The organism is Nocardia sp. NPDC055321, assembly GCF_053645575.1.
The window spans coordinates 48,561-58,295 of the sequence record NZ_JBSHMS010000041.1; the positions used below are offsets into that span (position 1 = coordinate 48,561).

Genomic DNA, 9,735 nt, shown 5'->3' on the forward strand with positions numbered 1-9,735 from the left:
TGTCGTTGCGCCCCGGGCTCGTACGGACGCTCGATCCGCGTGATCGGCGTGCCACGGCGGACGGGTTGTCACAGCCCAGCCGGCGATGCGTTCACCGCGGCCGGCGCTCGTGGTGACCCGGGAATCGCGGTCGGCGCCGAAGAGACCGGGGTGAGGCGGGCAATGCCAGCGTCGATCGCCGCGACCATCGGCACGGGCGCCGTCACCGGGGCGGAGACCACGCCGATCTCGACCGTCCGGCTGTCGGGCGCGGCGTTGGCCACGCCCGAGCACGCCATGGCGAGGTGCGTCGCGGCTAGGCGCACCCACGCGCGGTGTCGCCGGCCACCGGGATCGCAGAACGCGATGTGGCTCCCGGGTGGCGGCCTCGGTCGTCAAAATCCGAACGCGTCGGCCCGGTCTCGCGCCTTGTCCCGCGGTGGCGCACAGCGCGGGGCGCGTCACCGGCCCGGTGGCGGGCGATGCCTACGGTGTGTGGCCGGTCGATCCGGGCCCGTCCCGCCGGTTCGGTCGCCGATCTCACCATGTGGGCGGTGGGTCCCGTTCGGTCTTCCGGACGGCCACTCGGGGGCGATACGGTGAGGCTTTCACTCTCTCACCCTCAATGAGGAGGTTCGACGGTGACCGAGGTTCCCGGGTTCGGACGGTTGCGCACGGTGCTGGCGCAGGGTCGTGTGGTGCGCAAGCAGATTCGGGCCGGGGGTGATCTGCTGGGGGCGGTGCGCCGTGATCCGCGGATCGTGCGGGATCTGGTGGCCGGGCTGACCGGGCGCGAGAGCGCGCCGGGCCCGGTGGCCGAGCTCGGGGACCATGTGCCGCCGGCGGGGCTGGGCGAGTTCACCCGGACCGCGCACGCCGCCCAGGCTCTCGAGGTCGACCCGGGCGTGGCGGCGCGCTATCTGCTGGGGCTGCAGCATATTCCGGACTGGTTCACCTTCCACGCGGGCTGGCGCGGGGAGGCGCCCGGGCCCGCCGAGACCGGGGCCGAGTTCGTCCAGGTCGCCAAATTCATGGGCATTCCGGCCGATCTGCGCTGGAGGGTCGCCTCTGTCTCCGATACCGGGCTCGAGCTGCGCGGCACCGGCCCGCAAGGGTTGACTCTCGCGCTGTGGACCTCGGTGGTGCCCGAGGGCACGGGGTCGATGGTGTACCTCGATGCCGGACTCGCGGGGCCGCCGATCGAGGGCCCGCTCGGGGGGACGGTGGCGCGCAGTCTCGGTGAGGCACTGACCGATTCGCTGGCCGCGCTGCCCGCGGTACTGGCGTCCGCGCCCGCCGAGCCGGTGCGTGCCGCGCGCAAGGCGGTGCGGCATCGGGCCTCGGGCGCGGTGCTCGCGCCCACGACGCCGGTGCTGGTGGGTGTGGGTCAGGTGGTGACCCGCACCCCGGAGGCGGACTATCCCGATCCGTCGGCGCTGGCGGTACGCGCGCTGCGGGCCGCGGCGCAGGACACCGGCGCCGGGGTGGAGTTGCTGGGGCGCGCGGACGCGGTGTTCACCGTGTCCCCGACCTCGTGGCAGTACCGGGATCTGGGCGCGCTGGTGGCGCGCGAGGTCGGCGCGGGCGCGGTGGACACGGTCCAGTCGAGCCCGTTCGGCGGGGACGGCGGCCAGTTGGTGATCAACGAGGCCGCGGCCGCCATCGCCGCCGGGGACTACGAGATCGTCCTGGTGACCGGCGCCGAGGCCGGGGCGACCGCGGCCGCGGCCCAGCGCGCCGGGATCGATCCGGGCTGGCCGGTGCAGGAGTCGAGTGTGCGGCCCACGCGCACGGTCGGTATCGACAAGCCCGCGAACAACGCCGCCGAGACCACCGCGGGCCTGCTGGCCCCGATCAACATGTATGCCCTGATCGAGTCCGCGAACCGGCATCGCCTGGGCCGCACGATCGGCGAGCACGCGCGCGCGGTGGCCGAATTGTGGTCACGGTTCTCCGGTATTGCCGCGGCCAATCCGTACGCGTGGGCGCCGCGCGAGGTCTCCGCCGAGGAGATCGCGACGGCCTCGGAGGCCAATCGGATGATCTCGTCGCCGTACACCAAGCTCGAATGCGCGAATCTGACCGTCGACATGGCCAGCGGCATCATCGTGACCAGCGCGGCCGCGGCCGAGGCGGCCGGGATCGCGCAGGACAAGTGGGTGTTCCTGCACGCGGGCGCTTCCGGCAGTGACGACTGGTTCGTCAGCGAGCGCACCGACCTGGCGGCCTCGCCCGCGATCGCGGCCCTGGGGTCGGCGGCGCTCTCGCATGCCGGGATCGGCGCGGACGAGCTCACGCACGTGGATCTGTACGCGTGTTTCCCGGTGGCGGTGCAGATCGCCGCGCGCGAGCTGGGCCTGCCCGCCGATGATCCGAAGCGCCCGCTGTCGGTGACCGGCGGGCTGACCTTCGGCGGCGGCCCGGGCAACAACTACGGCGGGCACGCGGTGGCGACCCTGGTGCAGCGCCTGCGCGCCGAGCCCGCCGCCTACGGGCTGGCGACCTCGCTGGGCTGGTACCTGACCAAACACGCGCTCGGGGTGTATTCGGCGACCCCGCCCGCGCGCGCCTACGAGCATCTGACCCCGGTGATCGAGCATCCGCCCACGCGCCGCGCCCGCACCGGCTACCAGGGTCCCGCGGTGGTGGAGGCCTACACCCTGCCCTATGACCGCGACGGGGAGCCCGAGGCGGCGATCGTGAGCCTGCTGACCGCGGCCGGTGAGCGAATCCTGTTGCGCACCAACGATTCCGGCACCGTGACCGCGCTGGCCGACTCGGATTGGCTGGGTCTGCCGGTCACCGTCGAGGGCGAGGCCCTGCGCGCGGAGGGCACCGAGCGGGTCGCGCTGCCCGCGCCGCCGCCGGCGCCGGTGCTGATCGAACGCCGCGGCCACATCATGATCATCACGATCAATCGCCCGCACGCGCGCAACGCCATCGACCTGGCCACCGCGCGCGGGATCGAACGCGCCATCGACGCCTACGAGGCCGATCCCGGGTCCCGCATCGCCATCCTGACCGGTGCGGGCGGCTATTTCAGCGCGGGGATGGATCTCAAGGCGGCCGCGCGCGGGGAGGTGCCGATCACCGAGAAGCGCGGCATCCTGGGCCTGGTCGCGCATCCCCCGCGCAAACCGTTGATCGCCGCGGTGGAGGGCCCGGCTTTGGCCGGGGGCTGTGAGTTGGCGCTGACCGCGGATCTGATCGTGGCGGCCGCGGATTCGGTGTTCGGGATCCCGGAGGTCAAACGCGGTCTGGTCGCGGTCGGGGGCGGGGTGCTGCGCCTGGCCCAGCGCCTGCCGCGCGCGATCGCGATGGAGCTGACCCTGACCGGTGATCCGATCACCGCCGCGCGCGCGGCCGACCTCGGGTTGATCAATCAGGTCGCCGAACCCGGTCAGGCGCTCGAGGCGGCCCTGGCGCTGGCCGAGCGGGTGGCGGTGAACGCGCCGTTGAGCATCGACGCGGGCAAGCAGATCATCGACCAGAGCCCGGACTGGTCGGTCGAGGAGGCGTTCGCCGAACAGGGGCGGATGGCCGCGGCGGCACTGTCCTCGGAGGACGCGGGTGAGGGGATGCGCGCGTTCGTGGAGAAGCGCCCGCCGGTGTGGCGCGGCCGCTGAGAGGTACGCCGGCCTCGAAACCGCCGACGCGGCAGGCGATGTGGTGCACACTCTCGGTGTCGCGTATCGCCCCGCGCAGGCCGGTACGCGCCCGAGTAGGAAGAACGATTGTCGATGAGCTCCGCGATCCCCGGGGAATCCACCCTCAAACTGCACCGTGACGGCCTGGCGCTGACCGCCCGCCACGCCGGTCCCGCCGAGGCGCCGCTGGTGGTGCTGTTGCACGGGTTCCCCGACACCCCGCACACCTGGGACGGGCTCATCCCGCACCTGCTCGAGGCCGGATATCAGGTCCTGGCGCCGTGGTTGCGCGGCTACACCCCCGGCTCGGCCTCACGCCGCGCCCGCTACGACCTGCTCGCGGTGGCCGAGGACATCGCCGCGTGGCGGCACGCCCTCGGGGATCCGCCCACCCATCTGGTCGGGCACGACTGGGGCGCGTTCGCGACCTTGATGCTGGCCAAAGGTGAACCCGCGCACTGGCTCTCGGTGACACTGCTGGCGATCCCGCCGTTCGGCGGCGGGTTCGCCCCCGCCATCGCCCGCTATCTGCCCGCCCAAACCCGCATGTCCGCCTACATCGCCCTCATGCAGTCGGGTGTGTCCCCGCGCCTGCTCACCCGCGCCGACGCCGCCCTGGTGCGCCGCCTGTGGCGGCGCTGGTCCCCGGGCTGGTCGTTCACCGACGCCGAGTTCGCCCCCACCGCACGGGTTTTCACCGATCCCGCCCTGGCCTACGCGACCACCCGCTACTACCGCTCCCTGTTCCGGTTCCACCGCGCCCCCACCCGCGCGTTCCACCGCCGCCTGATGGCCGCCCCCGCCCCGCTCCCGACCCTGGTGCTGTCGGGCCTGCGCGACGGCTGCCTGTCCCCGGGCCTGGTCCGGGTCCTGAGCGCCCACGCCGGCGCCGACCTGGTCCAGCTCCCGGACTGCGGCCACTTCCTGCAGGCGGAGCGACCCGCCGAGGTGGCCGCCCACCTGCTACCGCACCTGAAAGCCCATTCACCCGGGCGATAGCCCTGAGCGCGCTGGAACTTCCGGCCGCACCGGAACCCGACGCTCGCGCCGGCTCACGTACTCGGGCCGGTTCGCAGGCTGTCGGCGCAGGACCGCGGAAAAACGCCAGATGAGCGCGACCCTCCCACCGCGACCGTCACGCGCCCGCGCCGCCCGATCGGCATCCTCACCGAGGAAAGCAACAAGCCTGGCCGCGAGCGGTGTCCCCGGCGCGGGGAACCATCGGCCGCCGACAACCTCTACGCACGGCCCGTGACTGCTCGGGTGGGCGAGATCGAGGCGAGAGAGCGGCCGGGCTCACCGGGAAGGTGCGCACGACAACGGTTCCGACGATCCCGGGTCGCGCACTCTGCTGGTGCGGAACCGGATCGAACGGACCGATACGTGGCGGCATGCTGCCCCGGACGCCGCAGCAGCATGCGCACACGCAGCCCTGATGTCTCGCTCGAGCGGCGAAAGCCGTCGATCTCGTGTCGGGCGGTTCTCCTCATTCATCGCGGTGACCGGCCCGCGGATGGAGTCACCGCGCCCATTGGCCAGGCGACACCCGGCCGAGTTGGGCCGATGCCCGCAGAATCCCCGTCGATGCCGCAGTGGTCGACGGGCATGGCACGACGGGCCTGTTCTCGTCACGCGAAAGTTGTTCTCGGACACAGTGATCGGACCGAGATTCGGGCCGCTGTTCCCACGGAGTGCGGCTGCCGGGCACATGGACGAGCGGGCGCACGGGCCACAACGAGTGTCCTGCTCCGGTGTGGGGCACTCGAGTAGTTTCGCGGTGGGCGGGCGGGCCGAGGGTGGGCAGGATCGCAGGCATGAGCGATGAATCGGGTACGGCGGGAACGGTTTCGGACCGGGTGGGGGCGCGGCGGGTGTGGGATCTGGTGGCGGGGTGGTGTTTGCTGGCGGTGGCGGGTGTGCTGGCGGCGGGGACCGGGGTGATCACGGTCTTTTTCTCGATCGCGGACGCGGACTGCGAGTTTCGGGCGATCGAGTGCCGGCCCGAGCTCATCGGGTGGGCCATGGGTGTGTCGTGGGGCGGGGCCGTGGTGGGGGTGTTCGGGGCGTTGGTGATGGTGATCGTGGGGACGGTGCGCGAGCGGGTGGTGTGGTTCTGGCCGGTGCTGGGGATGGTGGTGATCGGGGCGGGGTTCGGGATGGGGGCGGTGCTGATCGAGCAGGTGGTGCCGAATTAGCGGGTCGCCGGTGGCAGCCTCGTAGGGCTCGAGCGGGGCCACGCCACGGGACAGGGAGGGCCGGTGGCGGGGAAAAGTGGTTACCGGGAGGTGGATTCATCGTCCTCGCTGGAGGATTCGCCCGGATTGCGCGCCCCGGCTGCTTCCCCGCGTGCGGCGGGCGGTGACTTCGCGTGCCGCACTAGGGGGTTCGGTGCCCGGGTTAGGTCAGGGCAGGGCCAGGGCGGTGAGGGCGTCGGCGAACATGACGCTCTTGATCGCGGTCAGGGTGCCCTGGTCCTTGGCGCCCAGGGGGGTGAGCAGGTCCAGGGCGGTGGGGGTGAGGGCGTCGAGGTCGGCGACGGCGTCGACGATGTCCAGGGTCAGGGCCTGGGGGGCGGGGAAGCGGTGGGCGGTGGTCATCGAGGCGATGGCCGCGCGGGGGGTGAGTTTGGCTTGGATGAGCGCGGCCATGCCCTTGGTGAAGGGGATGCGGATGTCGGCTTCGGGGAAGCAGAAGAAGCCGCGGTCCGCGCGCATGACGCGGTAGTCGTGGGCGATGGCGAGCATCGCGCCGGCGCCGAAGGCGTGCCCGGGCAGGGCCGCGGCGGTGGGCAGGGGGAAGGCGAGCACGCGGGCGAACAGCGCGTGGACGCGGGCTACGTACCACTGGGCACGGTCGCCGTTGGCCGCGAGCCAGTCCAGGTCCAGGCCGTTGGAGTAGAACTTGCCGCTCGCGGTGGTGATCAGCGCGTGCGCGCCCTCGCTCACGACGGTGTCCAGGGCGGTCTCGACGGCGGTGAGCCAGTCGGGGGTGAAGCGGTTCTCCCCGTCGCCGAGGTCCAGGACGGCGATCTTGTCGTGGTGGGTGAGGGTCGGGCTCATGGCGTGTCCTTCGATCGGTGTGCGGGGTTCAGCGGGGTGTTCGGGGTGCGGGTCCCACGGCCAGGACCGCGCGCACCGCGGCCCGTAGCTGGGTGCGCGCGACGGGGTCGGCGAGCCGGTCGCGGTCGAGCAGGATCGCGGTCGGCAGGTCGACCAGGCAGATGGTCAGGGTGTCCACCGCGCGCGCGTCCCGGCGCCCCCACAGCGCGTGCGCGAGCTCCTTCATCAACTCGATGAGCCGGCGGTCCAGTGCGGTGAGTTCGGCGGTGAGGTGGTCGGGCAGTGGGTCGGTGAGCAGGTCGTCGCGACGCAGGGTGAGCAGCAGCCGGGAGGAGGCGGGGAATCGTTCGGCGAAGACCGCGGGGGCGTCGGCGGCGGCCACGACCGCGTCGGTGTCGTCGCCGCGGTGTGCGTCCACGAGTTCGCGTTGCACGCTCAGGAAGCGTTCGGCCGCCCGGATCCAGGTGCGCGCGCACAGCTCGGCGCGGGAGGAGAACGTGTGGTAGAGCGCGCCGTTGGACATGCCCGTGGCCGCGGCGACCGCGCGGATGGTGACCGCGGCGGGTCCGGTGGCCGCGACCAGGGTTTCGGCGGCGTCCAGGACGGTGTCGGGGTCGTAGGTGCGGGGGCGGGGCATGCCACGAACCATAACAGAGCAAGTGCTCTGTTATGGGTGTGAGGTGGATCTCGCTAGACCCCAGGCACGGCGCCCGGCTCGTGCACGCCCTCGGACAGCACGGGGGAGTACATGCGCTCGATCGCACCGGCGTACTTGTCCGCGATCGGGCCGCGCCGCAACTTCATCGTCAGGGTGATCTCGTCCCCGCCCGGCTCCCAGAACACCGGCAGGATCGTGAACCGCTTGACCTGCTCCACCCGTGACAGGCGCGCGTTGCCCGCGGCGATCCCGGCCGCGATCTGCTCGATCACTCCCTTGTCCACCGCGAGCGCGGCCGCCGAGGCATCGGGCAGATCATGGTGCGCGGCATAGGGTTGCGCGGATTCGGCGTCCAGCACCACCAGCGCGGTGTTGTAGGCGCGCGCGTCCCCGATCGTGGCCAGCGCCCCGATCAGCGGGGTACTGGCCTTGAGGGTGTTCTCGATCGTGGCCGGGGACATGTTCTTGCCCGCGGCGTTGATGATCAATTCCTTCTTGCGGTCGACCACCCGCAGATACCCGTCGGCGTCCTCGGTGATGATGTCGCCGGTGTGCAGCCACCCGTCCGCGTCGACCGCCTCGGCGGTCTTGCCGGGCTCCTTGCGATAGGCCCGCATCAGCAGCGGCCCGCGCACCAGGAACTCCCCGTCCGGCGCGATCCGCGACTCGAGCCCGGGCAACAGGGTGCCCACGGTGCCCAGGCGCGCGAGCTGCGGTGGGCTGACACTGGCCACGCAGGTGAGCTCGGACATGCCCCACACCTCCGAGATCGGGATGCCGAGCCCGAAGAAGAACCCCAGGGTCTGCGGCGGAATCGGCGCCGCCCCCGACAGCGCCCAGCGCAGCCGATCCAGGCCGAGCCGCTCCCGCAACCGCGACAGCACCAGCTCATCGGCGCGCGCCCACTCCGCGGCGTGGGCCGCGTCCGGCTCCGCCCCCGCCAGGTGCGCTTCGGCCTTGCGCCCGGCGACCTCGAGCGCCCAGGTCATCGCGGCCTTGCGCGCGGGATCGGTTTCGGCGGCGACCGCGAATTCCACTCCCGCCTTGAGCTTTTCCCACACCCGCGGCACCGCGCCCCAGATGGTGGGCCGCACATAGGCCAGCGCGGCGGGCAACTGCGTGCGATCGGGCACCACGGTGATCTCGGTGCCGAAGAACTCCTGCAGATACAGCGCGGTCACCCGGTCGGCCATGTGCGCGGTCGGCAGATAGGAGGTGATCCGGTCACCGAACTCGATCGGCATGACCGAGGCGTAGGCGCGGCATTCGAACGCCAACGCCGCGTGCGTGATCTCCACGCCCTTGGGATGACCGGTGGTGCCCGAGGTGTAGCACAGGGTCACGATGTCCTGCGGATCCACCGCACCCCAGGTGGCCTCGAAATCGAAGTCCGAGCGCGCCAGCGAGGTCAGCTGGGCCACCGACAGCGTCCCGGGCACCGCCCGGTCCACGCACACGATCGTCTCGATCGGCACGCCCGCGGCGCGGATACGGTCCACGAATTCGGCCTCGCAGCACACGATCCGGTTCCCGGCGTTGGCGAACACGTGCCCGAGCTGTTCGGGCGAGAGCGTGTTGTACACCGAGAACGAGGTCGCGCCCGCGTGCTGGGCGCCCACCTCGAGGGGATAGAACTCCACCCGGTTGGACATCATCAACGCCACGGTGTCCCCGCGCCCGATCCCCAGCGCCGCCAGCCCACCGGCCACCGCCCGCACCTGCGCCGCGTACTCACCCCAGGTCAGGGACTGCGCGCCGCCGATCGAGCGCACCGCCACCGCTCCCGGATCGATCGCCGCGGTCAGCTGGAAGGCCGCACAGGACGTATTCGCCTCGCTCATAACACTTTTCCGATCACTCACCGCCGACTTTCTCAGACAGTAAGTCCTGCACGCGCCGCCCGTGTCCGCTTCGGCGACATCGCCACCGGACCGGCACCTCGCGGAAGACACCACGACTGCACGGCATTCGCGCTCCCGGTGCGAGATGTCCACCCGCCCAGGCCCGTCGGCCCGCCCCGCACCGGGCGTGCGGGAGACACCGTGCGGGTCGGGCCGCCGCATCTCCCGCACGCCCGCGCGGCGGTCGTCCGGCGCCGGCCGGACCGGCGCGCGAGGTCCCCGGGCTCCCGGCCGCACCCGCCGGCGCCGCCCGACACCCGGACCTCACACACCCCACCGATGGGGAACCTAAGTGCGGCAAGGCATTTGGGGCAATACCCCGGAACCGGGGTCTGGCAGCACACCCCGCGATCGGGTGTGATCGACACGTCGCACCCGCGCGGAGGGTTGTGGCCATGTCGTGGCGGGCCCCCCGGCCGGGGGGGGGCCCCCCACACCACGCCCCCGAAGTTTCGTTAAAAACAAAACCAGCCCAACCAACAAGCAAAAAA

7 protein-coding genes are annotated in these 9,735 nt (G+C 72.1%); 3 read left to right on the plus strand and 4 right to left on the minus strand.

The features are described from left to right. Positions 1-68 precede the first annotated feature (68 nt). Positions 69-263 (minus strand): hypothetical protein, encoded by a 195-nt coding sequence (locus ACWIGI_RS38570; protein ID WP_454208569.1) that lies wholly within the window; start codon positions 261-263, stop codon positions 69-71. Between the two features lie 357 nt (positions 264-620). Between ACWIGI_RS38570 and ACWIGI_RS38575 the strand changes: the two genes are divergently transcribed. From ACWIGI_RS38575 to ACWIGI_RS38585, 3 genes are all read left to right on the plus strand, one after another. After that, a complete protein-coding gene (locus tag ACWIGI_RS38575; RefSeq protein ID WP_454208570.1) occupies positions 621-3,605 on the plus strand; it encodes a crotonase/enoyl-CoA hydratase family protein in 2,985 nt (994 codons plus the stop codon). Positions 3,606-3,719: 114 nt separating this feature from the next. Further along, a complete protein-coding gene (locus tag ACWIGI_RS38580; RefSeq protein WP_454208571.1) occupies positions 3,720-4,625 on the plus strand; it encodes an alpha/beta fold hydrolase in 906 nt (301 codons plus the stop codon). An 815-nt stretch (positions 4,626-5,440) separates the two neighbouring features. Then, entirely contained in the window at positions 5,441-5,821 is a 381-nt protein-coding gene (locus tag ACWIGI_RS38585) for a hypothetical protein (RefSeq protein ID WP_454208572.1), read from the plus strand. 207 nt (positions 5,822-6,028) lie between these two features. Here ACWIGI_RS38585 and ACWIGI_RS38590 read toward each other — a convergent pair whose 3' ends face one another. From ACWIGI_RS38590 to fadD11, 3 genes are read right to left on the minus strand one after another with little or no spacing between them, the layout of a single operon-like run. After that, positions 6,029-6,685, minus strand: coding sequence for an enoyl-CoA hydratase-related protein (locus tag ACWIGI_RS38590; RefSeq protein WP_454208573.1), 657 nt, complete (start codon positions 6,683-6,685; stop codon positions 6,029-6,031). Positions 6,686-6,713: 28 nt separating this feature from the next. After that, positions 6,714-7,322: a helix-turn-helix domain-containing protein gene (locus tag ACWIGI_RS38595; RefSeq protein WP_454208574.1), complete on the minus strand. Its 609-nt coding sequence runs from the start codon at positions 7,320-7,322 to the stop codon at positions 6,714-6,716. A 53-nt stretch (positions 7,323-7,375) separates the two neighbouring features. Then, complete coding sequence (fadD11, locus tag ACWIGI_RS38600) at positions 7,376-9,184, minus strand: fatty acid--CoA ligase FadD11 (protein WP_454208575.1); 1,809 nt, start codon at positions 9,182-9,184, stop codon at positions 7,376-7,378. Positions 9,185-9,735 lie beyond the last annotated feature (551 nt).

What these genes read in the sequence shown, in the direction of transcription:
- ACWIGI_RS38580 (WP_454208571.1), top strand. Translation starts at nt 3,720, where the DNA reads ATGAGCTCCGCGATCCCCGGGGAATCCACCCTCAAACTGCACCGTGAC.
- fadD11 (WP_454208575.1), bottom strand. Translation starts at nt 9,184, where the DNA reads ATGAGCGAGGCGAATACGTCCTGTGCGGCCTTCCAGCTGACCGCGGCG.
- ACWIGI_RS38585 (WP_454208572.1), top strand. Translation starts at nt 5,441, where the DNA reads ATGAGCGATGAATCGGGTACGGCGGGAACGGTTTCGGACCGGGTGGGG.
- ACWIGI_RS38590 (WP_454208573.1), bottom strand. Translation starts at nt 6,685, where the DNA reads ATGAGCCCGACCCTCACCCACCACGACAAGATCGCCGTCCTGGACCTC.
- ACWIGI_RS38595 (WP_454208574.1), bottom strand. Translation starts at nt 7,322, where the DNA reads ATGCCCCGCCCCCGCACCTACGACCCCGACACCGTCCTGGACGCCGCC.